Source organism: Streptomyces sp. NPDC091279, from assembly GCF_044757465.1.
Lineage (GTDB): Bacteria > Actinomycetota > Actinomycetes > Streptomycetales > Streptomycetaceae > Streptomyces.
Genome location: NZ_JBIVVA010000010.1, coordinates 345,756 through 372,655, shown reverse-complemented (window position 1 = coordinate 372,655; position 26,900 = coordinate 345,756). Strand labels below are relative to the sequence as shown.

Genomic DNA, 26,900 nt, shown 5'->3' with positions numbered 1-26,900 from the left:
TAGCCTGTGTTCGTTATGCCGATCGGCTGTTGAAATATCGAACACAGGCGCTCTCCGTGAGTGCCTCGGAACTTATAAGGAGGGGTCGATCGTGGGACGCCTCGTACCTGCCGTGACCCGGGCTCTGGACATCCTTGAGCTCTTCCTCGACGGGGACGGGACGCTCTCCGCCCCCGACATCGTGCGCCGGCTCCAGTTGCCGCGCACCACCGTGCACGAGCTGGTCACCACGCTCGCCGCGCGCTCGTACATCGTGCAGGTCCCGAGCCAGCCGGGACGCTACCGGCTCGGGGTGCGGCCCTACCAGCTCGGCAGCCGGTACGCCGAGCAGCTGGACCTCGCCGCCGAGGGGCAGCAGGTGGCCCGGTCCGTCGCCGAGACCTGCGACGAGACCGTGCACGTGGCCATCCTCGAAGGCGCCGACGTCATCTACATCGCCAAGGTGGACTCCACTCACGCGGTGCGCATGGTGTCGGCGGCGGGGCGGCGGCTGCCCGCCCACTGCACCTCCGTCGGCAAGATGCTGCTGGCCTCGCTGCCCGCGCACGAGATCGCCGCGCGCGTTCCCGACGACGCCGACCTCGTCCGGATGACCCCGAACAGCATCACCGACCCGGCCCTGTTGCGCGAGGCCCTCGCCGCGATCCGGCAGCGCGGGGTCGCCGTCGAGAGCCGCGAGTCGAACCCGGACGTCAGCTGCGTCGCCGCCCCGGTGCGCGACCGCACGGGACAGGTCGTCGCCGCGCTCTCCATCTCCGTCCCGATGATCCGCTGGAGCGACGAACGCCGCCTGGAACTGGAGCAGTTGGCCGCCAAGGGGGCCGCCGAACTCTCCGAGCGGCTCGGCTACCGGAGCGTCGCGTGAGCGCCGGGTACGAGGTCGCGGTCCGCGCCGAGGCGACGCTCGGGGAGGGTCCCACCTGGGACGCGGCGGGTGAGCGGCTGCTGTGGATCGACATCCTCGGCTCCCGCGTCCACACCTACGCGCCCGGCTCCGGGCGGCGCACGGTACGCGTCACCGAGCAGCACGTCGGCGCCGTAAAACCCCGCGTGGGCGGGGGACTTGTGCTCAATCTCCGGGACGGTGTCGGCCTCCTCGACCCCGACGGCACCTTCCGCTGGCTGCACCACGAGCCGGTCCCCGGCCGCCGCGCCAACGACGCCGCCGTCGCCCCCGACGGCGCCCTGTGGACCGGCACCATGCGCTACGACGAGGCCCCCGGCGGCGGCACCCTCTCCCGGATCACCGCCGACGGCGCCGTCCGCACGGTTCTCGACGACGTCACCGTCAGCAACGGCACCGGCTGGAGCCCCGACGGCCGTCTCATGTACTACATCGACTCCCCGACCCGCCGCGTCGACGTCTTCGACTACGACATCAACACAGGTCAGGTCGCCGGGCGGCGGACCCTCGCGGTCGTCGAGGACGGCGCCGGGTTCCCGGACGGGCTGACCGTCGACGCCGACGGCTGTGTGTGGGTCGCGCTCTGGGACGGGGGCGCGGTGCGCCGCTACACGCCGGACGGGCGCCTCGACCGGGTCGTCGACCTCCCGGTTCCGCGCCCGACCGCCTGCGCCTTCGGCGGCGCCGACCTGACCGACCTCTACATCACGACGGCGACCACCGGACTGACCGCCCCGCCACCCCTGGCAGGCTCCCTCCTGGTCGTCCCGGGCGCCGGCAAGGGCCTCGCCCAGCCATCCTTCGCGGGCTGAACAGGGCCACGCGGAGGGGCAGCTGCGACGGCGGCCAGGTCGCCGACGGCTGGGCGGCCCGCCGCGCCAGGGCAACGGCGGCCCCGCCCACCCACGTTGAGGAGGCACCGGCGCCGCCGTGATCCCGCGCAGGCGGGGCAACGGCGGCCGGGCTGGCCCGCGTCGGCCGTCAACGCGGGCCGCCCTCATCGCCGTTGCGCCCCCGGTCGGTATCGGGGTGGCCGACTCGCCCTGGTCAGGGGGCCGTTCGGTCCAGGGAGCGGACGATCTTCTGCTCGCTCTCGGTCAGCGGCGGCGTCGAAGTCGGCGGCAGCAGCGGGCCGTTGAGGACGGCGAGCAGGGTGGAGGGACGCAGGAGGCGTTCCGGGCCGGTGGTCATGGTGCTGACGTCCCACAGGGCCGCCGCCGCCGGATAGGAGCCGGTGGCCGCCTTGGTGAGGCGCCGGGAGAACGCCGTGACCAGGCGATCCGCGACTCCGGGGCGACCGCCGCGCACCTGCGGGTACCAGACGTCCTGGCCGAGGGCGATGGTCCAGGCCGCGTCCACCGGTCGCGCCGCCGCCCGCTGCACCCGCCGCGCCAGACCGGTCGCCCTCACGTCACCGTGCGCCAACTCCCGTGCCAGCACGCCCGCTTCGAGCGCCGCCACCGACATGCCCTGCCCGTAGTTCGGGTTGAACGTGGCGAGCGCGTCGCCCAGCACCACGAGACCCTCGGGCCAGTCCCGCACCTTCTCCAGATAGCGCCGGGCGTTGCTGGTGCTGCGGGAGAGGTGGACGTCGGTGAGCGGCTCGGCGCCGGAGATCAGCCGGCCCACCACCGGGTCGGCCAACTCCAGGGCGTAGCGCAGGAATCCGTCCGCGTCCGACGGCGGCTCACCGCCCCGGGTGCCGCCGAGGCTGACCATCCAGCGGTCGCCCTCGATCGGCATGACCATCCCGCTGCGCCCCGGCCGCCCGGAGTAGGGGTCGGCGTGGATGACGGTCAGCGGAAAACGCTCGGCGCCCGCCGGAGTGCGGTAGACGCGGGTGGCGTTGACCAGGCCGGTGTCGACGGACCGCTCCTCGACGCCCCGGACGCCGAGCACGTCGAGCCAGCGCACGATCCGCGAGCCGCGCCCGCTCGCGTCGACGACCAGGTCGGCGGCGAGGTCGGTGTCGCCGTCCTGGTCCCAGGCGCGCACCCCGCGCACCCGGCCCGCGTCACCGAGGAGTTCGGTCGCGCGGGCGTTGCGTATCCGGGCGCCGGTGGTGCGCAGCACCGCGTCCCGGACCACCCAGTCGACCAGCGCCCGGCTGCAACTGAGCACCCGGGGCCCGTCGTGGCGCCAGCGCGGCAGCCAGCCCTCCGTGGTGCGGGCGACCATGTCCCGGGCGGCGTCGATCTCGTGGGCGCCCGCGTCCAGGAGCAGGCGGCGGATGTCCACGCCCGGCAGCAGGTCGTCCATGGCCGCGAGCCCGCCGGTCATGAACAGATGGGCGTGCCGGCCCTGCGGCAGGCCACGGCGGTGGACGGGCCCGTCGGGCAGCTCGTCGGAGTCGAGGACGACGACCTCGTCCACGGCCGGCGCGAGGGCGGCGGCGGCCAGCACACCGGCCAGTCCCGCGCCGATGACGACAGCTCTTCGCAACTTGGGGCTCCTGTTCACCCGGAGGAAGCACTCACCGTACCTTCACCCGATGTGTCCGGTCCCGGGGCCGCCGCCAGCTCCCGCGCCAGCTCGACCAGCCCGCCGGGTCCGGTGACCTCGGTGGCGTGCAGCCGGTAGGGGACCGGCGCGGGTCCGGGCGGCACCTCGTGGGCGGCGGCGCGGCGGGTGGCGTCGGCGAGCATCGCGGCCTCGGCCGCCACCCGCGCCCGGTGCGGTCCGTGCCCGGCGGCCAGGGCGGCGGCCTGGGCGTGGCTGCGGACGGTGTCGTCGAAGTACGGGGCGAGCGCCAACAGGGCGTCGTGGATGGAGACTTCACGCCACCGCAGCCGTTCCAGCGGGGTCTGTAACCAACTCACCGGCGGTTCCGGCGCGGTGGACGCGAACCGGACCCGGCACCACAGCGGCCCGAGCCGCCGGTAGTCGCCGACGCTGCGCCAGTGCACGACGGCCAGCGGCAGCAGCCGGGGCAGCACGAACCCGGTCGCGAACACCAGACCGGCCAGCGACGCGAGCGGCGGCGCCACCTCCGTCGACAGCACATCGAGGTCGTGACCGGTCCAACGGGCCACCACCGCCGTGTACTTGGTCAGCTGGAAGCCGACGACGTCCAGGGCGATGCCGGCCAGGATCAGCCGCAGCCCGGTGGCGAGCAGCCCGCTCACCTCACGCCCCCACTTCAGGCACTGGGCGCACAGCAGGGCCGTCGCCGCCGTGTGGCCCAGCAGATAGAGCACGATCATCTCGCGCAGGTAGGGCGTGCGGGCATAGTACGTGTCGAGGTCCCGTAATCGCTCGGTCCGCGCGTCGCCGCACAGGAACAGCGTGATCAGCACGACGATCAGCAGCCCGTAGGCGGCGACCGCCCGCCACACGTTGCGCCGCACCTGATCCCGGGGCCCGCCACGCCAGTTGACCATCAGGACCAGCAGCGAGCAGCTGTACGCGGAGAGCATCCCGTAGGTGAGCGGGGCACCGAAGTTGGGAATGCCGGTGAGCCGGTTGACGGTGGCCAGCGTCAGCGGCGCCGAGCAGACGAAGACCAGCGCGCCGAGCACGATCGCCGCGCACGTGGACACGGTCAGCGGGTTGCGGAGCGTCTCGCGGGGTCTGCGGAACAGCGGCAGGGAGGAGAGCGCGAGCGCACCGGCGGCCACGTAGACGACAGCGGTGGTGCCCACCGACTCCCCCTCGTTTCCCATGGGTTCCTACCGTGAATGATCGACTGCCGTGCGTCGGAGGCTAGTTCACCCGATGCCTGCTCGCGCGCGGGTCCCGGACCTCAGCAACGCGGCCCGGGTGCGCGGCGGATGCCCCCGCCAGGACATCGGCGACCCGCAGCAGCGTCGTCAGATCGGGGGGCGGGGTCGGCAGCCGGTCGGGGTCGCGGGGCGGCACCCGGTCGGGCTCCTCGCGGACGGCCGTCACGATGACCGTCGCCCACGCGGTGGCGTCGGCGAGCGCGGGATCGGCCGATTCCCGCAGGGTCCGGGCGCGGACCCGGTCGAAGAGGGCGCGGTCGAAGAGGGCGTCCAGATGGCCGAGTCCGTTGTGGATGCCGGTCTGCCGCCAGATCAGCCGGGTGGCCGGTGAGGCCCAGCGCGGCCGGGGCAGCCGCAGCGCACGCCGGGTCAGGATGGCGTCCAACTCCCGCTCCAGCGGGGCGAGTCGCCAGTACGTGCGGCGCGCTCGGCACCGTTCGGTGGTCCGCGGTCCGCACAGCGGGATCACGATGCCGACGACGGTCAGCAGCGCCCCGACCCCGGCGGCGGCCGGCGACACGTCCGTGACCAGCGCCGACCAGCGCTCGCCGAACCAACGGGCCACCACCGCCGCCAACTTGACCACGCTGTACCCGGCGTTGCACAGCGTGCCCACGCCCAGCGTCACCATCCCGGCCCGCAGCCAGCCGCCCACCTGGCACGCCCAGCGCAGCGACGACACCATGGTGACCGTGGTCGCGGCGAGGTGCCCGCACAGATACAGGACGATCATCTCGGCGAGGAACGGCGTGGTCGCGTAGTAGGTGTCGAAGTCCGTGCGCCGCTCCGCCGAGGCGTCCCCGAGCGCGAACATCACCGCGATGCCGAGCACCACACACGCATAGGCGACGATCCAACGACGCACCGTGCGGCGGACGTTGACCCCGCCCCGCCAGTGCACGATCAGCACCTGGGCGGCGGCCCCGTAGGCGGTGATCGACGCGTACGTGAGCGGCGCGGCGAGGTTGGGGACGCCGCTGACGTCGTTGACGAAGGCGACCGTGGGCACGGCGCCGAGGAAGAAGCACAGCCCGGACAGGCCCAGGACGGCGCAGATCGCCCGCAGGTAGGGATCGCGGGGATGGCGCAGCAGGTCGGGGATCTTGGCCAGCAGACCGAGCCAGAGGGCGCCGCAACTGGCGTAATTCAGCAGGCCGTTCACGGTCGGGTTCCCCGATGGTCGAGGGCGGCGCCGATCCGCCGGGCCAGACCGGCGTCCCCCGTGACGCAGGCGGTCTCCGTGGCCGCCTCCAGCCAGCTGCGCAGCCGCCCGCCCAGCAGCATGCCGAACCGGTCGGCCTCCTGCTCGTCGGCGAGGGTGAAGTCGGTGCGGGCGCCCCCGGCCGCACCCCGGTGCATGTGCCACACCTCGTGCCCGAAGATGACCAACTGGTGCCAGGGCGCCGCCCGTTGGTCGACGAAGACCAGGTCATGGTCGGCCCGCTCCACCCACAGCCCGGTCGCGAGGTGCGGCGGGAACACCGTCCGGTGGACGACGACCTCCCGGCCCCGCCAGGCGCTGACGGACTCGACGAGGGCCGAAAACAGGGCCTCGGGGTCCTCCGGGACCGGCGCCCGGAGCGGGGCGACGAGGTCCTGCGCGAGGCGCCGCATCTCCCTGTTCGTCCGCACGGCCCCTCCCCGTGACTGCTCGGCGGCTCAACTGATGTCGACGGCACCGGCGTTGGCGCCGTCACCAGGCACTCATGCTGTCAGAGACCTGAGTCGCCGAGGGAGTGGTTGGCCGGAATGGCTCGGTCCACCGGGCCCGCCTCCGCGCCCTCACCGGGCCCGCCCCGACCCTGGTCCCCGGACGCCAGCACCCGGGCCCTGACCCGCACCGAGAGCAGCTCGGCGGGGTCGCCCAGGGCGCGGGAGACGGCGACGATGTCCCGCAGCAGATCGGTGGTGTCGTGCCCGTCGTCGGTGTCATCGACGACCGTGCGGTGCCGGGCGGCCACGGCGTCCTGGATGCCGAGCGCGGCCGCCGCGGCCTTGGCCCGCCCGGGGTCGAGCCCGAGGGAGAGCGCCGCCTCGTGCGCACGGGCCCGCTGCTCCTGGTCGATGTGCCCGGCCAGCGGCAGCAGCACATCGCGGATGAACGTCTCCCGCCGGATCAGGCGCAGTTCGGGCGTGGTCCGCAGCACGACGGGCATGCCGCCGCCGTTCACCGACCGCATCAGCTGGTACAGCGGCCGCAGTTCACGGTGGGCGAGCCGGACCCGCCAGCGGTCGTGCAGGAACTGCCCGGCATGCGGCAGGATGAAGCCGACGGCGATGAGGATGGCCGACAGACACGCGATCGGCGGCGCCACCCCGGTACTCAGCCAGTTGAGGTCGTTGCCGAACCAACGGGCCGTCACCGCCGTGAGTTTGGCCGCGTCGAACACCAACTGCACGCCGTAGCCCACCCCGAGGAACTTCAGTCCCCAGCGCAGCCAGGCGTCGAGGCCGTCGGTGCGCACCCAGTTCCAGATCAGCCACGAGGTGATCACGGTGGCCACGGTGTGCGCGAGCAGATACAGCACGATCATCTCGCGCGCGTACGGCGTGTCCGCGTAGTACGTGTCGAGGTCCCGCAGCCGCTCCACCGGGGTGTCCGCGAGGGCGAACAGCACCCACAGCACGACGATCACCCCCGAGTAGCTCGCGATCACCCAGCGCGTCGCGCGCACGGTGGACCGGGAGCGGTCGGACAGCCCGTTGCGCCAGGCGATGATCAGCAGCAGACAGGAGCCGCAGTACGCCGTCAGCAGCGAATACACCCACGGCGCCGAGATGTTGGTGACCCCGGTGACCCGGTTGACCCAGGCGATCGTCGACGGCGCCACGAACACGAACACCGCGCAGGCCAGCAGCAACAGCCCGCCCACCGCACGCAGCAGCGGATCGCCCCACAGCCGGATGATCGACGGCACCTTGATCGCCAGCGCGGCGGTCAGCACACAGGCCGGCACCCACCAGAACGTCGGATAGAACTCGTTGACGAACCCGGCCGGACTGAAGCCCAGATGCAGCGTGGGAGCGGTCATCGGCCCGGCCCCTCGTGATCCCGGCGGCCCCGGTACCCCAGGGACCGCTGCAACGGATCGAGCGGCGCCGCGGTGCCCACCCCGGCCGCCCCGGCCAGCAGCGGGCGAACGGCGGCGGCGAGCCGGTGCCCGAACGCGTCGGCCTCGGCCTCGTCCCGCGCCCGGGAGCCGTCGCGGGCCGCCATCCCGAGCGCGTCCCGGCGCCAGTCGGCCAGCGCGTGCGCGAGCGGCGCCGTCACGTCCCGGTGCCGGTGACCGGCGTGCAGATGCCACAACTCATGTCCCAGGATGACCAGTTGCTGCACGTCCTCGGCCCGCTCCTCCACGATGACGAGGTCGAGGTCGGCCAGCTCCACCCACACCCCGGTGACCTCGATCTCGTCCGGGAACCGTTCGAAGCGCAGCCGGATCGGCCGCCCGCCGCGCAGCGCGCTCATCTCCTCGCACAGCAGCCGGCACAGCTCGCGCACCCCGCCCTCGGGCCGGGGCGCGGACTGTACGGCGGCCCGCAGCCGGGCGGTGAGCACCCGCATCCCGGCGGTGGAGCGCGCCGGCCGGCGCAGTCGGCGGACCAGCCCGGCGGTGATCCGGGCCGCCCCGCTCCGCGCGCCCGCGCTGTCCATCGTGGCCCCTCTCGCCTCGCCGCCGCACACTGGGCCGTTCGAGACTACGCGGCCGGTCCGACCGACGTCATGTCATCTTCATGTCATTCGCGGCAAGCCGAACGCCCCCTTTCTGTCGTGAATCCGGTTCCTGCCGCCTCGCCTTTTCTGTTCCCGAGGTGTACGGATGATCGAACGGCCCGCCCGTTCTGCCTGCCCCTGACGACCCTTGAACCTCCCTGGTCCCTTCCGATCCCTTCCGATCCCTTCCGGCCCGTCCGGGACCATTGACGGGAAAGCGCTTCCTCTCTACGGTCCGGTTCGAGGACACGAGCATGGTCCGAGATGACGAACAGGGTGTCGCCGGCGGCTCCCTCTCCCGAAAGGCCCCCATGAGCAAGACCACCGCCCGCTTCGCCCTCGACCCCGCCTTCACCGTCGGCACGGTCGACCCCCGCCTCTTCGGATCGTTCGTCGAACACCTCGGCCGGTGCGTCTACACCGGCATCTTCGAACCCGGCCACCCCACCGCCGACGAGGCCGGGCTGCGCACCGACGTCCTCGACCTGGTCCGCGAACTGGGCGTCACCACGATCCGCTACCCCGGCGGCAACTTCGTCTCCGGCTACAAGTGGGAGGACTCCGTCGGCCCCGTCGAGGACCGCCCCCGCCGGCTCGACCTCGCCTGGCACTCCACCGAGACCAACCGCTTCGGACTCTCCGAGTACATCGCCTTCCTGCGCAAGCTCGGCCCCCAGGCCGAACCGATGATGGCCGTCAACCTCGGCACCCGGGGCGTCGCCGAGGCCCTCGAACTCCAGGAGTACGCCAACCACCCGGCCGGCACCGCCCTCGCCGACCTGCGCGCCGCGCACGGCGACAAGGACCCGTTCGGCATCCGGATGTGGTGCCTGGGCAACGAGATGGACGGCCCCTGGCAGACCGGCCACAAGACCGCCGAGGAGTACGGTCGCCTCGCCGCCGAGACCGCCCGCGCGATGCGCCAGATCGACCCGGACGTCGAACTCGTCGCTTGCGGCTCCTCCAGCCAGGCCATGCCCACCTTCGCCAGTTGGGAGGCGACGGTCCTCCAGGAGACCTACGACCTCGTCGACCACATCTCCCTGCACGCCTACTACGAGCCCCACGACGGCGACCTGGACTCCTTCGTGGCCTCCGCCGTCGACATGGAGTCCTTCATCGACAACGTCGTCGCCACCTGCGACCACGTCGGCGCCCGCCTCAAGTCGAAGAAGAAGATCCAACTCTCCTTCGACGAGTGGAACGTCTGGTACACCTCCCGCTGGCAGGCCCACGCCGACGCCCACGACCCGGCCGACTGGCCCGAGGCCCCCCGCCTCCTGGAGGACAACTACAGCGTCCTCGACGCCGTCGTCTTCGGCTCCCTGCTCATCGCCCTGCTGCGGCACGCCGACCGCGTCACCGTCGCCTGCCTCGCCCAACTCGTCAACGTCATCGCCCCGATCATGACCGAGCCCGGCGGCCCGGCCTGGCGCCAGACCACGTTCTTCCCCTTCGCGCAGGCCTCCCGGCACGGCCGCGGCCAGGTCCTCGACGTCCGCGTCGACTCGCCGACCCACCGGACGCGGAAGTACGGCGAGACCGACCTCCTGCACGCCACCGCCGTCCGCGCCGACGACGGCACGGTCACCGTGTTCGCCGTCAACCGCGACCGCGCGAACGCCCTCCCGCTGGAGGTCGCCCTCACCGGCCTCGGACTGTCGACGCTGGTCGAGCACAGCGTCCTCGCCGACGCCGACCCGGACGCCCGCAACACGTTGAACGACCCCGAGCGCGTCGCCCCGCACCCGGCCGAGGGCACGACCCTCACGGACGGGACCCTGAACGCCGTCCTGGAGCCCCTGTCGTGGAACGTGATCCGACTGGCGTGAGGGTTGGGTTGGGGTGGGGGGCGTGGGGGCGCGTCCCGTAGGGGGCGTTCCCTGGGGGGTGTCCCCTGTGGGGGGTGTTCCCTAGGGAGGGGCGGCGCAGGGGATGTCCCGTAGGGGATGTGCCCTGGGGGTTGTCCTGTAGGGGGACGTGACGCACGGGTGCCCCCTACGGGGTGTGCCCCGGGGGACGTCCCGTAGGGGGCGCGGCGGTCAAGGGTTGTCCCGTAGGGGGCCGGGGCGTCAGTGGCCGGGGCGTCAGTGGCCGGGGGAGGGGACCGGGGTGATCGGGACGCCTCCGGCTGCCGCGCCCAGCAGGGTCAGGCGGACCTGGCCAGGGCCCGACTCCGTGGTGCCGTCGGACAGGACCGCGAGGGCCAGGGTGTTGGCGCCCCGGGTGCGCAGAATCCCGTTCGGCAGGACGAAGGTGTGCTGCGGGCCGACGTCGTTGATGTACTGGCCCAAGTTCCAGCCGTTCAGGAAGAGCTGGACGCGGTAGGCGCGGGCCGGGTCGTCGTCCAGGACCAGGCCGACCGACGCGTCCGTGCCGGTGGGCACGGCCAGGGAGAACGTCGTCCGGTACCAGCTCACGCCCTGCCGCCGGTCGGCGCGGGGGAAGGTGACGCGGGTCCAGTCGCCGTCGGCGGCGCCCGGCAGATGCCAGCCCGCGCGCTCCCCGTGCAGGCCGCCGTGGTTCTGCGGACCGCGCACCGGGTCGGCCGCCGCAGCGCCCTGAATCCGCCAACTCACCGTCGGGGACGCCCCGTCGAAGGTGACGCCGGTCAGGCCGCGCGCCGCCTTGTGGGTGTCCAGGGCCATCCCGTCCTGGTCGTGCTGCATCCGCCGGACCAGGACGGACAGCACCCGCGCGCCGGTCCCCTCCGGCAGCTCGAACGTGGCCGTGTCGGCCCACGTCCCCTTCCGCACCGTGCTGTTGTCCGGCACCGGCATCCGGTGCGTGCCCAGCGGCCGCCCGTCCAGCCAGGCCATCAACAGCCCCTGCGTGCCGGTGCTGTAGGCGAGGGAGACCGACCGCGCGTCCGCCGCGCCGGTCAGGTGGCCCCGGTACCAGACGTCGCCGTAGTGGAAGCCGTAGTCGTCGGCGAAGAGCACGGGCTGCCCGGCCGGGACGGGGGTGGTGCTGAACGACGTCGTCCGGTCGGCCTTTTGCCAGCGTGAGTCGTCGAAGTCGGGCTCGGCCTCCGGGTTCTCGGCGCGGTGCCGCCAGCCGGTGAGCGCGGGCAGGGTGACCGCGCCGACGCCGGGCAGCTCACGGACGGCACGCAGACTGCCCGACGGGGAGGTGACGGTGGCCAACGGCTTCCCGTTCCAGGTGAGTTGGTCGATGCCCCGGGGTGGCCAGACCTCCAACTCCGCCGCCGTGAAGGTGTCGCCGGTGAGATGGGCGGTCGTGCCGTCGAGGGTCACCGTGCGCAGCAGATGGGGGCCGTGGGCGAGGGCGGTGCCGGACGGGGTGTCGTGCGGCCACAGGCGCAACGAGGTGTCGTCGTCCGCGAGCAGCAGGAGCAGCGGGGTGGCGGGGCCGTCGCCGGTCACCGACAGGCGGGTGAGGCCGTCGAGTTGAGCCTCGATCCGCAGCAGCCCGTCGGCGTACGTGTGCTCGGCGGCGCCGTCCAGCACGGTGACGGTCGGCTTGTTCGCGCACTCAAGGGCCGTCACCGTGCTCTCGCCGGACCGCCCGGTGAGTACGGCGACCTCCTGCCGCCCCGCGATCAGGGTCAGCATGGGCTGAGCGGTGGAGTAGCGCAACGTCCGCTGCCCCAGCCGGAGTTGGGAGGCGAGGAGGCGGGCGTCGCGGGCCGGGACGGTGACCGGGAGGTCGACGCCGTCCACCGGGAGCGTCGAAGTCACCTGTGCTGTCGCGTCGTTGCGCAGGATGTGGACGTGGGCGCCGGTGTCGGGGTTGGTGAGGTGGTAGACCTTCAGACCGTCGGCCGTCAGGTCCGCCGCGCGTTCCAACCGGGCGAAGTCCGGTACGCGTTGCAGGAGATGGCCCAGCTGGTGCATCGGCACCAGCTTCGCCGTCGCGCCCCGGCCCTCGTCGAAGGCGGCGCCGTAGTCGTAGGAGGTGTAGACGACCGGTGCGGGCAGCCAGCCCCACGAGGTGCCGCCGAAGGTCATGTAGACGTTGTGCAGGGTGATGCCGTTGGCGAGGTTGGTGAGGTAGAAGCGGCGCTCGTAGGCGGCGTCACGGGTCCGGCGCGACTCGGCGTACCCCTTCTTCTGGAACCACACCCCGCCCCACGGATCGAACCACCCGCCCCCGAACTCCGGTACGAACCCCGGGGTTTCACGACTCGCCGTCGCCCCGCCCTTCACTCCTCCGGCCCCGAACGCCCCCCAGTCCGGCGGGTCCTGGGACGGCGTCGGATACCCGTCGAACCCGTACAGCCAACGCCCCCTCTCGCCACCCGTGTCGAAGGAGCCCGGCAGCCAATAGCCGTTCCTGCTCTTGTCGTTGTGGAAGAGGGGAACGTCGATGCCGTCGGCGCGCACCTTCTTGTACAGGTGGGACATGTAGGCGGGGCCGGTCGGGTCGGTGACGAACGCGTCGTACTCGTTCTCGATCTGGTAGAGCAGCACCGTCCCCGTGCCCCGCGTGTACTGGTGCCGGGCCACGATCGCGTCGACCCGGGTCAGCCACTCGTCCACGGCCGCGAGATAGGTCGGGTCGGCGGTGCGGGCGGTGCCCTCGGTGACCGTCAGCCAGCCGGGGAAGCCGCCGCCGTCGATCTCCGCGTTGATGTAGGGGCCCGGCCGCAGGATCACGTACAGACCGGTCTCCGCCGCCATGCGCAGGAAGAGGTCCAGGTCGCGGATGCCGGTGAAGTCGTAGTGGCCGGGGGCGGCGGAGTGGTAGTTCCACGCCACGTAGATGCTGACGGCGTTGTAGCCGTGGGCGCGCATCTTCTGGAGGACGTCCCGCCACAGGGACGGGCTCGGCAGCCGGAACGGGTGCATCTCGCCCGACCACAGCACCAGCCGCCGCCCGTCGACGAGCAGCGAGTACCGGTCGAAGCCGACCGCGTGCCGCCGCCCGTCGGCGCGCGGCGGTCCGGCGGTCGGCGCCGGGGCCGCGTAGGCGTGGCCGCCGACCCCGCTCCCGCCGAGCGCGAGGCCGAGGACCGTGGTCCCGGCGAGCGCGTTGAACGTACGTCTGCTGAGCCCCATCGGAGCCTCCCGTCGTGCGGTCCGGCGGCGGCGCGTGCGGGGTCATTCTGTACAGACCGACGCCGCACAATGAGGTTATGAGGATCTCGGCACGGGCGGATTACGCGGTACGGGCGGTTCTGGAGGTCGCGGTACGGCAGGACGGCGGGCCGGTGAAGGCCGAGTCGATCGCCGCTGAGCAGGGCATTCCGCACAAGTTCCTGGAGGGCATCCTCGGTGATCTGCGGCGGGCCGGGGTCGTCGACAGTCGGCGCGGCGGGGGTGGCGGGTACCGGTTGGCGCGGGATGCCACGGTGATCACCGTCGCCGATGTGATCCGGGCGGTCGACGGCCCGATCGTCTCCGTCCGCGGCGAACGCCCCACCGGCCTCACCTACACCGGCTCCGCTCAGCCCCTCCTCCCCCTGTGGATCGCCCTGCGCGCCAACGTCCGCCGCATCCTGGAAGCCGTCACCATCGCCGACCTCGCAGCGGACGCCCTGCCGCCCGCGGTGAGCGAACTGGCAGCGGACCCGACGGCCTGGGAGAACCCGTAGGGGGAGGGTGCGGGTGGCGGGTCGGGCGGACCCGTAGGGGTCGGGTGCGGGTAGCGGGTCGGGCGGACCAGGACGGGGCGGACCCGTAGGGGGAGGGTTTGGGCGGGGCCAACCTATGAGGATCACCCGCAGACGAGCCCACCCGTAGGGGGTGACGGGGAGGCGGGGGCCGCGTCCACGGGAGGGGCGGCAGGACACCGGGGCGGCGCGTCATCGTTCGCCTCGCCCCAAGTCCCTTGACGCAGGCCCGCGTTGGTCGTCGACCCCGTCCGACCTGGGCCCCTTCGTCCGACCCCGAGCCAGGGTCCATGGACGTGAGGAGCACAATGACCTTGAGACGGGCCGCCGTTGGGGGCTCCGTCGGCGAACGTAAGGGGGAGTGACGTGACTGTCACTTGGCGGGGCGCCGTCCGGTACGCGCTCATCGTCGTCGTGGTGTCGTGGTCGGTCGGCGCGGGGGTCGACCTGTTCTGGCGGCTCGTCGGCGGGGACGGCCTCGGGACATGGGCCGCGGTCTGGGTGACCGAGGTGTGGAACGGGGTCTTCGTCGCGGTCACCGTGGTGGCCCTGACCCTCGCCCGGCGCCTGTTGGCGCCGTTGCCGCGCTGGCGGGTGATGGTGGTCGACGGTTCCCTCTATCTCGCGGCGCTGCTGCTCTGCGCGGGGGTCGAGGCCTGGGCGGCGGGCTACGAGGCGCCGGTGGACTCGGCGTTCGTGATGGCGATCTTCGCGATGTTCACGCTCCAACTCCCCGCCGCGTGGCTGCTGTGCGTCTGGCGGTCGGGGTCCCTGGAGGTCGTCCTCCGTGACACGGCCGGGACGGACAGCGCACCGGGGGAGCGGAACCGATGAGGGCGACGGAACCGGCAAGGCCAACGGCCCCTTGACGCAACGGCGTTGCCGACCAAGGCCAGCTGCGATCGAGGTCAGTTCCGGCGACGGGTGGTGCCCACATGCCCCAGTATCACTATGCCGATCCCCGCGACGAGGACTTCGAGCGAGGGCAGGGTCCAGCCGGCCAGCGTCACCAGCGTGCCCGCTCCCCAGAGCCTCGGCTGCCGTATGTGGCGTGTCAGCCACGCGCCCGGCATGCGGCCGAGGAGCAGGCCATGGATGCCGAGGACGGCCCAGGCGAACATCAGGACGAGCACGGCCAGTGCCAGCACGCCGATCATGAACATCCCATTGCCCAAAGGAAGTTCCCCCTTTTCTTCATGGCCGTGGGTGCCCACGGGCGCGGTTGACGCTGAGCCATGAATGGTAACGGGCCCCCTCCACAGCATCTCTTCAGCTCCGTCCGGCAGGTTGTGGCCATGCACGGACACAGACCCCGCACCCCCCAGGCCGAGCGCAGTCGGCGTTGGTTCATGAACCGCGCCCTGCTCACCGGCGGTGTTGCCGCGATGGCCGCCATGACCGGCTGTTCCTCCTCCGGGGACAGTTCGTCGGAGACGGCGGCTTCGAGTTCCCCGGCGGCCTCCGGCGGACCCGGCGGTGGGATGCCCTCGGGGGGTCCGAGTGGCGGTGGCGGCGGTATGGGGCCCGGTGCCAGTGAGGTGAAGTACGCCGATTTCAAGGGCGTCACCACGGACGGGAAGATCGTCGACGACCTCTACTCCGTGCACGCCACCGACGTTTCCACCGACGGGGTCGTCCAGGCCGCGCAGGCGTTTCTCGACGGGCTGTCCACGAAGGAGCGCACGTCGGCGACGTTCGACGTGGACGACGACGAGTGGCTGGCCTGGAGCAACGTCGACGGGTACGAGCGCAAGGGCGTCCGGATGGGCGACATCACCACGAAGCAGCGCGACCTCGGCTACGCGCTGCTCGGCGCGGCGCTGTCCGCCGACGGGCTGGTGCAGACCCGCAACATCATGAAACTCAACGCCTACTTGGGTGACTACAGCGGCGGCGGCCGGGAGACCCTCACCGAGGGCGCCTACTTCTTCACGTTCATGGGGACCCCGTCGACCAGCAAGCCGTGGGGCTTCCAGTACGAGGGCCACCACGTGGCGATCAACTACTTCGTGCTCGGCGACCAGGTCGTGATGACCCCCACCTTCATGGGGTCCGAACCCACCTCGGCCACCTACCAGGGCGAGAAGATCACCCTCTTCAAGAAGGAGACCAACGCCGGTCTCACCGTGCTGCGTTCACTCACCGCCGCCCAGCGCGCCAAGGTGATCTCCTCGGACAAGAAGTCCGGCGACAACCTCAAGGCCGGTGCCGGGCAGGACAACGTCCAGCTCGCCTACCAGGGCCTGGCCGCAAAGGAGTTCACCGCCGCGCAGCGCACGGCACTCCTCGACCTCGTCCGCGTCTACGTCGGCAATCTCAACGACGGCCACGCCGACGTGAAGATGAAAGAGGTCGAACTGCACCTGGACGACACGTACTTCTACTGGATCGGCGCCAGCAAGGACAGCTCCGCCTTCTACTACCGCGTGCACAGCCCCGTCGTGCTGATCGAGTACGACGCCCAATCGCCCCTCGCCTACGGCACCAAGGGCGGCGGCATGGGCGGCCCCAACGGCACGCCCACCCAGCAGCACATCCACACCATCATCCGCACACCCAACGGCGGCGACTACGGCGTCGACCTCCTCAAACTCCACCTGGAGAACGACCACTGACCGAGGCGCTGTTGAGACCGCCGCCCGAACGGCAACGGGGCCGTGCCGTCAGAACCGGTCCGGGCGGCAACCCGACAGCGTCGGCTCCACGGTTCCGTTGAGCAACTCCCGGGCTATCAGGCGGCCTACCGCTGCGGCGAGGGTGACTGCCGAGTGCATCACCGCCACGTAGAGGCCGGGGGTCTCGGTGATCGGGCCGATGACGGGTTCGCCGTCGGGCGGCATGGGGCGTGCTCCGAGGCGGTGGCCGCGTCCACGATCGTCTCCCCGGGCCCGGCGTCCGGGGCGCTGCCCGACCTGGTCCAGCTCAGCGAGCCGGACCAGGTGACCGGGAGCCCCGGCAACTCCGCCCCGAGGCGGCGGTATTCCGCCGTCGCGGTGGCCCGCAGCGCGGCGGCCGGACCCTTCCGCACGCCGGACGCGCCGATCCAGGCGAACGAGTCCGCCGTCACGCCGGAGCCCGGCCGCCCGGCGTCGACCAACGTCACCGTGGCGCCCGCCCGGGCGGCGTGATAGGCCACCGACGCGCCGACGATTCCGGCGCCGACGACGACCAGGCCCCCGCTCACCGATGCGTTCCACACGTTCACGCCCCCAGTGTCCGCCCGCACGGCCCGGTGGGCCGACGCCCACGGACCGACGGCCCTCGCCGGGGAGGTCCGGTCCGGCGACCAAGGGGCATCCCCTAGGGAACGTCCCTCAAGGGTGGCGTCCCCTACGGGGCGTCACCTACGGGGTGTCCCCTAGCCTGTCTCCTAGCCCGTCTGGCCCATGCCCGCCGCGTTCGGCCAGCTCTGGGCGTTCGGCCAGCCCGGTGTCGGGGGCGGGGGCTGGTTCTGGCCGGGGCCTGTGGTGCCGCGCACCTGGGCCGCCGTGAGGCCGCCGCGCGCCGGGACGCCGGGTGGGGTCGGGCCGCTGGGCATCCCGGCCGCCGGTGCGGCGGGCATCGCGGGGCGGGGTGGGGCGGTAGGGGCGGGCGGGACCGCAGGGGCCTGCGGCTGCGGCGGCAGCTGAGCCGGGGCCATCGGCATCTGGGCCGGAGCCATCGGCATCTGCGGCTGGCCCCCGATCACCTGCGGGGCCTGCTGCTGTTGCTGCTGGGTCAGGGCCACCGCCATCGCCCCCATCTGGGCCAGCGCGGAACCGCCCCGCTGCGCCGCCGGCATCGGCATCCCCGTACCCCCGCTCTGCGCCGCCGCGGGCATCGGCGCCGACGTCGGCATACCGGTGCCCGGGGCCGGGGGAAGCCCCGGGGCACCGGCACCCGCGCCGAGGGCCTGAGCGGCAAGGCCCTGCATCCCGGCCCCGTTGGTCGCGCTGACCAGCCGGTCCACGGCCGCCGTACCCGAGCTGTAGCCGGTCCCGGTGCCCAACTCGGGTACGGCGCCTCCCCTCCTGGCCCCGTAGAGCACCTGTTCCAGGCCGGGCACCAGGCGACGCACGTCCACCTGGGGGCGCACCACGAGTCTCAGGAAGCGGCTGGAGGAACCGATCTTGTTGCCGCACTCGCGGACCAGGATGCGATGCTCGGTGAGCATCCGGTCACGGACCACGGTGCCCTCGGCGCCCACCGGAAGGCGCACGAAGAGGAAGTTCCCCTGCGAGGGGAAAACGGTGAGACCGGGCAACGACGACAACTGGCTCGCCATGTCGAGGCGGTCCCGGCGCACCTGATGGAGGCTCTGCGCGTACTCGGCGCCGTGCTCCTTCAGCATGAACACCACGTACTCGGCAAAGGAGTTGAGGTTCCACTTGGGCAGCATCGAACGGACCCGGCCGGCCAGCGACGGGTTCGCGACCAGGTAGCCGAAGCGGATGCCGTGCAGGCCGAAGTTCTTGCCGAGGCTGCGCAGCACGATGACGTTCGGGCGGAGCATCGCCTCCTGGACGACGGACGGTTCGGCCTCCGCGTCGGCGAACTCCAGGAACGACTCGTCGATGACGATGAGGTCCAGGTCGGCCATCGTGTCCATGAACTGCACGAGCGCCTGCTTGTGCTGGAACCCGCCGTCGGGGTTGTTCGGGTTGCAGATCACCGCCACCCGGGTGCCCCGCGCCCGGATGAACTCCGCGTACTGGCCCAGGTCCAGGGCGAAACCGTTGGACTCCTGGAGCGGGAACATGTCGACCCGCTTGCCCGTCTCCATGGGCTGGTCGGTCCACCGGCCGAAGGTGGGCACGGGCACGGCGAGGGACTCACGGACCAGCAAGTGGTCGATCCACGTGATGAGTTCGGTGGAACCGTTGCCCATCGCCACGGCCTGCGGCGGGAGTTGGAGGAGGTTGCACAGCTCGGCGGTGATCGTGTCGGCGCCGCTCGGGTAGTAGGTGATGATGTCCCGCAGCCGGGCCGCCATCACCTCGAACATCGCCGGGGTCGGGAAGTACGGGTTACAGGGGATGCAGAAGTCGACCGGGCCCGACCCGTCGCCGCCTTCTCGTGCCAACGCCGCCATCGACGGGCTGTGGGCCGCAGTACTGCGGAACAGCGAGGTGACGTTGTCGGCCATGAAACCTCCGTATGGGGCGGGCCCGGTGGGGACGTCCGGGCCCGTCGTGTGGGTGGCCCGCGCGGGGGAGCACGGGCCGTCCCTGGATACGGAGTTGGGGCTCACGATGTTCAACGTGTGTGAAAGTCATGTGCGTTGTTCTCTCCAGGGGAACAAAAGGGCCGCCGGAAACGTCCGGCGGCCCCAGGACAACGGAACCCGAGCGACAGCACCCGAGCGGCAGCACCCGAGCGGCAGGGCCCGAGCGGCAGCGGGCGATCAGCTGCCGAACGTGTGCACCGTGCTCGTGCGATAGGTCTGGCCCGGCCTCAACACCGTGGTCGGGAAAGACGGTTGGTTCGGTGAGTCCGGGAAGTGCTGCGTCTCCAGGCACAGCGCGTCGCCCTGCCGGTAGGTGTGGCCGCCGGTTCCGGTGAGCGTGCCGTCGAGGAAGTTGCCGGTGTAGAACTGCAATCCCGGCTGGTCGGTGGCGATGCTCAGGGTGCGCCCTGAGTGCGGGTCCCGGAGCGTGGCCACCTTCTCCGGCGTCGCCGAAATCCCCTTGTCCAGAACCCAGTTGTGGTCGAAGCCCTTGGCCTGCACCTGCTGGACGTGCCCGGCGCGCAGATCCCGGCCGATCGCCTTGGCCGACCGGAAGTCGAAGGGCGTGCCGGACACCTTCGCCAACTCGCCGGTGGGGATCAGCCCCGAGTCGGTCGGCGTGTAGCGGGCGGCGGCGATCGTCAGCTCGTGGTCCTCGACGGAGCCGCTGCCCTCACCGGCCAGGTTCCAGTAGACGTGGCTGGTGAGGTTGACGACGGTGGCCTTGTCGGTGGTCGCCTCGTAGTCGATGTGCCAGGCGCCGTGCCGGGTCAGCGTGTACGTCACCTTCACCCGGAGCGTGCCCGGGTAGCCCATCTCGCCGTCCACGCTCGTGTAGTACAGCCGCAGACCGACGTCGGAGCCCTGGGTGAACGGCTCCACGTCCCAGACCCGCTTGTCGAAGCCCTGGGCGCCGCCGTGCAGGGAGTTCGCCCCGTCGTTCACGGACAGTTGGTACTTCTTGCCGTCCAGGGTGAACTGCCCCTTGCCGATGCGGTTTCCGTACCGCCCGATCAGCGCGCCGAAGAACGGGCTGCTCGCCACGTACTCCTCGATGCTCCCGAGGCCGAGCACGACGTTGGCGTATCGCCCATGCCGGTCCGGGAGTTCGAGGGAGTGCACGACACCGCCGTAGGACAGCACCTTCAGCCGCGTCCCGCCGTTCTCCAACGCCCAGAGATCGACCTTGGTCCCATCGCCCAACACCCCGAACACCGACTTCACCGGCCGCCCCCCACCCCCCAAGGACCCCACCGCCTCAGCACTCCCCCCAAGCCCCCCAACGCCCACTCCAGCCGCCGCCGCTCCCGCTATCACCGTACGCCTGTCCAGTTCCATGCGGCTCCTCCGAATTGAGTTAAGAACACCGACTACAACGCCCCGTAAGGAGCGCGACCAGCGGCCGAACTTGAAAGCCGACGGCCCAGCAACGCCCCTTAAGGGGCGCGGGACCGTATCGATATGCGGCTCCGCCGCGCGGCCGCGACCAGCAGGCCCGAGCTGTGTCAGCCGACGGCCCAGCAGCGCCCCTTAAGGGGCGCGGGGCTGTGTCGATATGCGGCTCCGCCGCGTGGGCGCGACCAGCCACAACGGACCCGCAGACTCCCGACAACCCCGCCCGTAGGGGAGCGCGGAGGAACCACGCAACCGGCCTCAACGGCAGCCCAGTTACCCCGCCCCCCACGCAGCGCAGCTAAGAGCCCGACTTCCGCTTGTTCCAGACGTCGAACCCGACCGCCGCCAGCAGGGCAAGCCCCTTGATGACCTGCTGCCAGTCCGTACCGACGCTCAGCAGATTCATCCCGTTGTTCAACACCCCGAGCACCAGCCCACCGATGATCGCCCCGAGCACCGTACCGACCCCACCACTCATCGACGCCCCACCGATGAACGACGAGGCGATCGCCTCCAGTTCGAAGTTCAGCCCCGCCTTCGGGGACGCCGCGTTCAGCCGGGCGGCGACCACCAGACCGGCAAGCGCCGCGAGCACGCCCATGTTCAGGAAGACCAGGAAGGTGACCTTCTTGTCCTTCACGCCGGACAACTTGGCGGCCGGTAGATTGCCGCCGATCGCGTAGATGTGGCGGCCGAAGACGGCGTTGCGCATCACATAGCCGTAGCCGACGACCAGCACCCCGAGGACGATCAGGATGATCGGCGCGCCCTGGTAGCTGGCGAGCAGCATGGTCACCGCGATGACCGCCGCCGCGATCGCGACAAGCTTCAGCAGGAACGCGTTGCGCGGCAGCACGTCGAGCGAGAACTCCTGCTGCCGCTTGCGGTCGCGCACCTCCTGGTAGACCACGAACGCCAGCAGCGCGAAGCCCAACAGCAGGGTGAGATTGTGGTAGTTGGTGTTCGGGCCGACGGCGGGCAGGAAGCCGTTGCCGAGTTTCTGGAGCCCGTCGGGGAACGGGCCGAGCGTCTGGCCCTGGAGGAAGATCTCCGTCAGTCCGCGGAAGAGCAGCATGCCCGCCAGCGTCACGATGAACGACGGGATGCCGAGGTAGGCGATCAGGAAGCCCTGGATCGACCCGGCGAGCGCGCCCACCAGCAGACAGAGCACCAGCGCGACCGGCCAGGCCACACCGTTCTGCACGGTCAGCACCGCCGCGAACGCGCCCACGAACGCCGTCAACGAGCCGACGGACAGGTCGATATGGCCCGCGATGATGACCAGCATCATGCCGATCGCGAGGATCAGGATGTAGCTGTTCTGGAGCACCAGGTTGGAGACGTTGCGCGGCAGCAGCAGGTCACCGCCGGTCCACACCTGGAACAGCACCACGATCAGGCCGAGCGCGATCAGCATGCCGTACTGGCGCATGTTGCGGCGCAGGCCGTTCAGCATCAGCTGGAGCAGCCCGCCGCCCGCCGCGTTCCCGCCCTTCCCGGGCGGCGCGGAGGCCGGGAGCTTGTCGGTCACATCGGTGCTCATCGGGATACCTCTTTGTCCTTCGTCATCTGGCGCATCAGCACTTCCTGCGTGGCCTCGGCCCGCGGGACCTCACCGGTGAGCCGCCCGGCGGCCATGGTGTAGATGCGGTCGCACATGCCGAGCAGCTCCGGCAGCTCGGAGGAGATGAAGACGACCGCCTTGCCCTCGGCCGCCAACTGGTCGATGACCGTGTAGATCTCGTACTTGGCGCCCACGTCGATCCCGCGCGTGGGCTCGTCCAGGATCAGCACGTCGGGCCCCGCGAAGATCCACTTGCTGAGAACGACCTTCTGCTGGTTGCCGCCCGACAACTTGCCGACCGGCTCGAAGACCGTCGGCGCCTTGATGTTCATCGACGTGCGGAACCCCTCGGCGACCTGCCGTTCCGCGTGCTCGTCCACCACCCCGCGCTTGGCGACCTTCCTCAGCGCGGTCAGCGAGATGTTCCGGTTGATGGTGTCGATGAGGTTGAGGCCGTAGTGCTTACGGTCCTCGGTGACGTACGCGATGCCGTGCCCCACCGCCTCCGGGACCGACCTGGTGCGGATCTCCGCGCCGTCCTTGAGGACCGTGCCGCCCGCGTGCCGGCCGTAGGTCCGCCCGAACACACTCATCGCCAACTCGGTGCGGCCCGCGCCCATCAGCCCGGCGATGCCGACGATCTCCCCGCGCCGCACATGAACGGACACATCGTCAACGACCTTGCGCTGCTGGTCGATCGGGTGGTGCACGGTCCAGTTGCGGATCTCCAGGGCGGGTGCCGCGTCCGGTTCGCCCGCGTAGGGGGTGCGGTCGGGGAAGCGGTTGTCGAGGTCGCGGCCGACCATGCCGGAGATGATCCGGTCCTCGGTGGTCTCCTCGGCCTTCACGTCCAGGGTCTCGATGGAGCGGCCGTCGCGCAGGATCGTCACCGAGTCGGCGACCCGCCGGATCTCGTTGAGCTTGTGGGAGATGATGATCGAGGTGATGCCCTGGTTCTTCAACTCCAGGATGAGATCGAGGAGTTTGGCGCTGTCCTCGTCGTTCAGCGCCGCCGTCGGTTCGTCCAGGATGAGCAGCTTCACCTTCTTCGAGAGCGCCTTGGCGATCTCCACCAGCTGCTGCTTGCCCACGCCGATGTCCGAGATGCGGGTCTCGGGGTGGTCGGTCAGACCGACCCGGCGCAGCAGTTCGCTGGCGTGGCGCAGGGTGTCGTTCCAGTTGATGAACCCGCGCGAGGCGTGTTCGTTGCCGAGGAAGATGTTCTCGGCGAGCGACAGGAACGGCACCAGGGCCAGTTCCTGGTGGATGATCACGATGCCGTGCTGCTCGCTGGCCCGGATGTCCTTGAAGGCGCATTCCTCGCCTTCGAAGAGGATCGCGCCCTCGTACGTGCCGTGCGGATGAACGCCGGAGAGCACCTTCATCAAGGTGGATTTTCCGGCGCCGTTCTCACCGCAGATGGCGTGGACCTCGCCCTGGCGGACGGTCAGGGTGACGTCCGACAGCGCTTTGACACCGGGAAAGGTCTTGACGATCGAGCGCATTTCCAGGACGGGTCCCGCCATGGTCGTGCCCTTCCAATCAGTTGGGGTGAACCGGCGCGAGGCGTGACGGCGGCCCAGGAACGCCCCCTAGGGGAGGCCGCCCCTAGGGGAGGCCCCGGGGGAGGTCTGGGGGAGCCCGCAGGCCCCCTGGGCCCTAGGGGAGATCCCCTGGGGGTTCCTGGATGCCGGGCCGCGAGTCGGTTCGGGAGACGACTCGGGTGGGCTACTTCAGCTCGCTCGCCTTGTAGTAGCCGGTGTCGACGAGTTCCTTGGAGTAGTTGCTCTTGTCGACGCTCACCGGCTGGAGCAGATAGGCGGGGACGACCTTGGCGCCGTTGTCGTACGTCTTGGTGTCGTTGACCTCGGGCTTCTTGCCGTTGAGGGAGTCGTCGACCATGTCCGCGGCGACCTTGGCCAACTTGCGGGTGTCCTTGTAGACGGTCTGCGTCTGCTGCCCCGCGATGATCGACTTCACCGACGCCAACTCCGCGTCCTGGCCCGTGATCACGGGCAGCGGCTTGGCGGCGGAACCGTAACCGTCCGACTTCAGCGCCGAGATGATGCCGATCGAGATGCCGTCGTACGGCGAGAGGACCGCGTCGACCTGGCCGGTCTTGTACGCGGACGTGAGCAGGTCCTCCATGCGCTTCTGCGCGGTGGTGCCGTCCCAGCGCAGGGTGGTGACCTGAGTCAGCTTGGTCTGGCCGGACTTGACGACCAGCTTCTTGCTGTCGATGTACGGCTGGAGCACGCTCATCGCCCCGCCGAAGAAGTACTTGGTGTTGTTGTCGTCGTTGGACCCGGCGAACAGTTCGATGTTGAACGGGCCCTTGCCGTCCTTGAGTCCGAGCTTGTCGACGATGAAGTTGGCCTGCAACTCACCGACCTTGGTGTTGTCGAACGACGCGTAGTAGTCGACGTTCTTCGAACCGAGGATCAGCCGGTCGTAGGAGATCACCGGGATCTTCGCGTCGGCGGCCTGCTGGAGCACGTTGTTCAGGGACTTGTTGTCGATGGCCGCGATGATCAGACCCTTGACGCCCTGCGTGATCAGGTTCTCGATCTGCGAGACCTGCTGGTCCGGGTCGTCCTCGCCGTACACCAGCTTGGTCTTGTAGCCGCGCGACTGGAGGTCCTTCTCGACGTTCTTGCCGTCGGCGATCCACCGCTCGGACGACTTGGTCGGCATCGCGATGCCGATCGTCCCGCCCTTCGAACTGCCCGAACTCTCCTTGCTGCCGCCCTCGCTGTTCTGGCCGCACGCGGTCAGTGTCAGGGCGAGGGAGGCGGCGCCGGCTATCGCGGTGAGTGTGGCTCTGCGAGTGCGCATGGTGATCCGTCCTTGTGTGTCTCGTCGTTGAGAGTCAGCGGCGCTCAACCGCCTTCGGCGGGAAGGGGGTTGAGCATCACCGGTGTCCCCTCGCGCCTCGCTGGGAGGCGGTCGGGGACATGGCGGAAGTCATCGGGCTTGGGAGGGGAGTTCTCGCGGCTGGTGGTGGGGCTGGTGGTGGTCGGGCTCGGGGCCTGCGGTTGTTTGTCGGGTGCGGCGCCGTCGTGGCTGGTCGCGCAGTTCCCCGCGCCCCTTGGGTGGGTGACTGGGCCGTGTCTCGGGGAGGGCCCGGCGCCCCTGGGGTGGGTGGCTGGGCCGTGTCTCGGGGAGGGCCCGGTGTCCCTGGGGTGGGTGGCCCGTCCGTGTCTCGGGGAGGGTCCGGTGCCCCTTGGGCGGGTGGCCCGTCCGTGTCTCGGGGAGGGCCGCCCGGCCTCTCGGGGAGGCCTGACGGTCATCCGTTCGGCTGCGGCCGGTGGGCTTCGTCGGGAGCCCTGACGGCTGTCGGTCCGGATCGGTTCAGGTCGGTTCTGGTCGGGTTCGGAGGCGGCTGTCGGGGGCATCCCCTAGGGCCGGGTTCTCGGGGTCGTCCCCTAGGGCTCGGGGGCATCTCCTAGTCCTGGTGGCCTAGTTGGGGCATCCCCTAGGGGTAGGGAGGGCGGTGCGGGTGGCTGGGCGGGGCTTGGCGGAGAGGTCGGCTCCGACCGGGCGGGGCGTCGGACGCCGGTCGGGCCGGACCATCAGGCGTCGGCCGGGAAGCGGTTGAGCGTGCCGGGCAACCGGGAGCCGAGCGGCGCCATGTCGCCGTCGGCGCCGTGCCGGGCGAGCAGGTCGAGGGCGAGCCGGCCGCGCCGCACCCGTTCCCGGGCGGTGTCCAGGGTGACGTCCCGCAGATGGGTGCCCCACGGATAGATGCCGGGCGCCTTGGACAGGCCGAACTTCAGATACAGCGGCGCCCCGCGCCGGATCAGTTCGGCGACCTCGTACATCCGAATGTAGCCGCCGAGGTCGTCGGGGGCCTCGATGTACATGTCCATGGGCGCGGCCGACACCCGGCGGATCTCGGTGAGGTGGTCCAGCGTCAGATCGCTTGGCACGTTGAGCGAGTCGGCGCCGAGCCGCTCGTACACCCCGTAGGCCGCGGGGTTGACCGGACCGATCAGCGCCGAGACCTTCAGCGTGGTGTCGGCCGGGATGATCCCGGCGGTGCGCGCCCGGTGCAGCGTCCACAGCACGCCCTCATCGGCGACCAGGAGACACTTGACGCCCAACTCCGTTGCCCGGACGGCATCTTCGACGCAACCGGCGACCGCGTCATGACCCCGGGCGCGCAGTCCGCCACCGCGTGAGTCGGTGCGGGTCGAGGCGCCGATGTCCCAGGTGCCGCGCGGCCCGGTGAACAGGCACAGCTCGATGTCGCGTTCGGCGGTGGCCTCGACCATCTCGGTGATCTCGGCGTCGGACAGCATCCAGACGCCGCTGCCCTGGCTGATCCGGTGGATCGGCACGTCCAGGCGGGAGGATTCCTTGAGGATGACGGCCAGCGCCTCGGGGCCCTCGCACGAGGGGACCTCGGTGCGCCAGCGGCCGCCGCCGGGGAACGTGTGCGGGGAGGCGTCGGCGGGGTCGAGGGCGGGCGCGCCCAGGCCGAGAGCGGTGAGCGCCTGCTCACCGGGCCTACGGGCTGCCGTGGCGGAAGCGTCGGTCACAAGCTGTCCTTCGTGTTCGATATGTCGGACGAGGTTCGCGGCTCTGGGGTCCAGCACGCCCCGGTGAGGAAGGCTCCGGGGGCCGAGGCTCCGGGTGTGACGGGTACTGCGGGTCTTACGGGTACTACGGGGACTGCGGGCCTTACGGGTGCTGTGGGTCGGGCGGGTGCTGCGGGCTTTGCTGGTCCTACGGGTACTGCGGGTTCCACGAGCACTACGGGCGCTGCCCCTACGGGTTTCCCGAGTACTACGGGTCGGTCCCTTACGGGTCCTGCCCC

General features: G+C 71.1%; 21 protein-coding genes. 6 read left to right on the top strand and 15 right to left on the bottom strand.

Annotated elements, in window-relative coordinates; all coding sequences use genetic code 11:
* Nucleotides 1–91 precede the first annotated feature (91 nt).
* Both ACIQOU_RS26305 and ACIQOU_RS26300 read left to right on the top strand, forming a co-directional pair.
* The gene (locus tag ACIQOU_RS26305) at nucleotides 92–865 is read left to right on the top strand and encodes an IclR family transcriptional regulator (RefSeq protein ID WP_401539639.1); all 774 of its coding nucleotides are present in this window, start codon (nucleotides 92–94) and stop codon (nucleotides 863–865) included.
* Nucleotides 862–1,716 (top strand): SMP-30/gluconolactonase/LRE family protein, encoded by an 855-nt coding sequence (locus ACIQOU_RS26300; RefSeq protein ID WP_401539636.1) that lies wholly within the window; start codon nucleotides 862–864, stop codon nucleotides 1,714–1,716. Before ACIQOU_RS26305 ends, ACIQOU_RS26300 begins: the two co-directional genes overlap by 4 nt.
* Nucleotides 1,717–1,951: 235 nt before the next feature.
* Here ACIQOU_RS26300 and ACIQOU_RS26295 read toward each other — a convergent pair whose 3' ends face one another.
* From ACIQOU_RS26295 to ACIQOU_RS26270, 6 genes are all read right to left on the bottom strand, one after another.
* Entirely contained in the window at nucleotides 1,952–3,346 is a 1,395-nt protein-coding gene (locus tag ACIQOU_RS26295) for an FAD-dependent monooxygenase (protein ID WP_401539633.1), read from the bottom strand.
* Nucleotides 3,347–3,360: 14 nt separating this feature from the next.
* On the bottom strand, nucleotides 3,361–4,566 hold the full coding sequence (locus tag ACIQOU_RS26290; RefSeq protein WP_401539631.1) for an MAB_1171c family putative transporter: 1,206 nt from the start codon (nucleotides 4,564–4,566) through the stop codon (nucleotides 3,361–3,363).
* A 40-nt stretch (nucleotides 4,567–4,606) separates the two neighbouring features.
* A complete protein-coding gene (locus ACIQOU_RS26285; protein WP_401539629.1) occupies nucleotides 4,607–5,788 on the bottom strand; it encodes an MAB_1171c family putative transporter in 1,182 nt (393 codons plus the stop codon).
* Nucleotides 5,785–6,258: a toxin gene (locus ACIQOU_RS26280; protein ID WP_401539626.1), complete on the bottom strand. Its 474-nt coding sequence runs from the start codon at nucleotides 6,256–6,258 to the stop codon at nucleotides 5,785–5,787. Before ACIQOU_RS26280 ends, ACIQOU_RS26285 begins: the two co-directional genes overlap by 4 nt.
* 80 nt (nucleotides 6,259–6,338) lie before the next feature.
* Nucleotides 6,339–7,658 carry an MAB_1171c family putative transporter gene (locus ACIQOU_RS26275; RefSeq protein ID WP_401539624.1) on the bottom strand — a complete coding sequence of 440 codons (1,320 nt, stop codon included), beginning with the start codon at nucleotides 7,656–7,658 and terminating at the stop codon, nucleotides 6,339–6,341.
* Entirely contained in the window at nucleotides 7,655–8,281 is a 627-nt protein-coding gene (locus ACIQOU_RS26270) for a toxin-antitoxin system, toxin component family protein (protein ID WP_401539622.1), read from the bottom strand. The genes ACIQOU_RS26275 and ACIQOU_RS26270 overlap by 4 nt, the downstream gene beginning before the upstream one ends.
* 371 nt (nucleotides 8,282–8,652) lie before the next feature.
* Here ACIQOU_RS26270 and ACIQOU_RS26265 point away from each other — a divergent pair, with 371 nt between their 5' ends.
* Complete coding sequence (locus ACIQOU_RS26265) at nucleotides 8,653–10,173, top strand: alpha-N-arabinofuranosidase (RefSeq protein ID WP_401539700.1); 1,521 nt, start codon at nucleotides 8,653–8,655, stop codon at nucleotides 10,171–10,173.
* 255 nt (nucleotides 10,174–10,428) lie between these two features.
* On the opposite strand, the gene ACIQOU_RS26260 is transcribed toward ACIQOU_RS26265, so the two are convergent.
* A complete protein-coding gene (locus ACIQOU_RS26260; RefSeq protein WP_401539619.1) occupies nucleotides 10,429–13,362 on the bottom strand; it encodes a beta-galactosidase in 2,934 nt (977 codons plus the stop codon).
* Between the two features lie 77 nt (nucleotides 13,363–13,439).
* On the opposite strand from ACIQOU_RS26260, the gene ACIQOU_RS26255 reads away from it, so the two are divergent.
* Together ACIQOU_RS26255 and ACIQOU_RS26250 are read left to right on the top strand one after the other, a co-directional pair.
* Nucleotides 13,440–13,898: an RrF2 family transcriptional regulator gene (locus tag ACIQOU_RS26255; RefSeq protein ID WP_401539617.1), complete on the top strand. Its 459-nt coding sequence runs from the start codon at nucleotides 13,440–13,442 to the stop codon at nucleotides 13,896–13,898.
* A 384-nt stretch (nucleotides 13,899–14,282) separates the two neighbouring features.
* Nucleotides 14,283–14,750, top strand: coding sequence for a hypothetical protein (locus ACIQOU_RS26250; protein WP_401539615.1), 468 nt, complete (start codon nucleotides 14,283–14,285; stop codon nucleotides 14,748–14,750).
* Between the two features lie 74 nt (nucleotides 14,751–14,824).
* On the opposite strand, the gene ACIQOU_RS26245 is transcribed toward ACIQOU_RS26250, so the two are convergent.
* The gene (locus tag ACIQOU_RS26245; protein WP_401539613.1) at nucleotides 14,825–15,091 is read right to left on the bottom strand and encodes a hypothetical protein; all 267 of its coding nucleotides are present in this window, start codon (nucleotides 15,089–15,091) and stop codon (nucleotides 14,825–14,827) included.
* Nucleotides 15,092–15,211: 120 nt separating this feature from the next.
* On the opposite strand from ACIQOU_RS26245, the gene ACIQOU_RS26240 reads away from it, so the two are divergent.
* Nucleotides 15,212–16,531, top strand: a complete 1,320-nt coding sequence (locus ACIQOU_RS26240) for a DUF3500 domain-containing protein (protein ID WP_401539610.1) — start codon at nucleotides 15,212–15,214, stop codon at nucleotides 16,529–16,531.
* 158 nt (nucleotides 16,532–16,689) lie between these two features.
* Here the strand turns inward: ACIQOU_RS26240 and ACIQOU_RS26235 are convergent, their stop codons facing one another.
* The 7 genes from ACIQOU_RS26235 to ACIQOU_RS26205 form a co-directional block, all read right to left on the bottom strand.
* Nucleotides 16,690–17,121, bottom strand: a complete 432-nt coding sequence (locus ACIQOU_RS26235) for an FAD-dependent oxidoreductase (RefSeq protein WP_401539608.1) — start codon at nucleotides 17,119–17,121, stop codon at nucleotides 16,690–16,692.
* A gap of 165 nt (nucleotides 17,122–17,286) precedes the next feature.
* On the bottom strand, nucleotides 17,287–19,041 hold the full coding sequence (locus tag ACIQOU_RS26230) for a pyridoxal phosphate-dependent aminotransferase (protein ID WP_401539605.1): 1,755 nt from the start codon (nucleotides 19,039–19,041) through the stop codon (nucleotides 17,287–17,289).
* 258 nt (nucleotides 19,042–19,299) lie between these two features.
* Entirely contained in the window at nucleotides 19,300–20,460 is a 1,161-nt protein-coding gene (locus ACIQOU_RS26225; RefSeq protein ID WP_401539602.1) for an aldose epimerase family protein, read from the bottom strand.
* Between the two features lie 355 nt (nucleotides 20,461–20,815).
* The gene (mmsB, locus tag ACIQOU_RS26220) at nucleotides 20,816–22,060 is read right to left on the bottom strand and encodes a multiple monosaccharide ABC transporter permease (protein ID WP_401539599.1); all 1,245 of its coding nucleotides are present in this window, start codon (nucleotides 22,058–22,060) and stop codon (nucleotides 20,816–20,818) included.
* On the bottom strand, nucleotides 22,057–23,607 hold the full coding sequence (gene mmsA / locus ACIQOU_RS26215) for a multiple monosaccharide ABC transporter ATP-binding protein (RefSeq protein ID WP_401539597.1): 1,551 nt from the start codon (nucleotides 23,605–23,607) through the stop codon (nucleotides 22,057–22,059). The genes mmsB and mmsA overlap by 4 nt, the downstream gene beginning before the upstream one ends.
* 202 nt (nucleotides 23,608–23,809) lie before the next feature.
* Nucleotides 23,810–24,916, bottom strand: coding sequence for a multiple monosaccharide ABC transporter substrate-binding protein (gene chvE, locus ACIQOU_RS26210; RefSeq protein WP_401539595.1), 1,107 nt, complete (start codon nucleotides 24,914–24,916; stop codon nucleotides 23,810–23,812).
* Nucleotides 24,917–25,653: 737 nt separating this feature from the next.
* Nucleotides 25,654–26,622, bottom strand: coding sequence for a hypothetical protein (locus tag ACIQOU_RS26205; protein WP_401539593.1), 969 nt, complete (start codon nucleotides 26,620–26,622; stop codon nucleotides 25,654–25,656).
* Nucleotides 26,623–26,900: the final 278 nt, after the last annotated feature.